Annotated in this window: 1 protein-coding gene; it reads left to right on the plus strand. The window is 49.9% G+C overall.

All coding sequences use genetic code 11. The features are described from left to right. Positions 1-663 (plus strand): dermonecrotic toxin domain-containing protein (locus AC1DRJ_RS31280; RefSeq protein ID WP_477805510.1); only part of this gene is annotated, 663 nt, incomplete at both ends.

Here is a 663-nt window from a genome sequence, read left to right on the forward strand (position 1 = left end):
TCCCTGCTCGACGCGGCCATTCATAACTTTTCTATCGGTGAGGTCTTGCTAGCGGATTCGCAGTTTATTAGCCGGCCCGACAAATTCGGTCGTTTTGAGATTAAAGATATTCGAAATAAAATCAGTATTGAACAATACAAGTCGCTTTGTCGCACGTTGGATATCGGTGCGCGGTATCAGCAGCATATCGAAGGTTTTTTGCGCCCTGTCGATGGCGTGGCGCGTGGTGCGTTAGAGCGCAACATTACAAAAAGTCAGAAAACGGCACTCAAAGCCGCTCTCTATCTGGCCATGATGAAAAAAGACATTACCCGTGACGGCTATCTGGCTGTGCAAGGCCTGTTACAGGAAAAAGCAGTGAATGCTGGTGGTCTCCCCTATCGGTACTACCACCTGACAATGATGGAGGTTCAGCTAAAGGGAATCGTGCTGATCGCAACTGATCTGGAGACGTTCCATAGCGGTAACCAGCGAGTCATTGCCTACGTGCCGCATGATCCAGAACATCCAGTAAAGGAGTATTCATCAGCGATCGAGTTTTCCCGCGAACTGACACGCCAACTACGTGGCCGAGTCCCAACGGCCGCAGGGATCAGCTATCAGCAGTTTTTCAGCCGTTTTGTCGATCACCAGCAGCGTGGTCATTTCTTTGCAACACTCAAC

Source organism: Pseudomonas sp. P5_B2 (genome assembly GCF_056400445.1).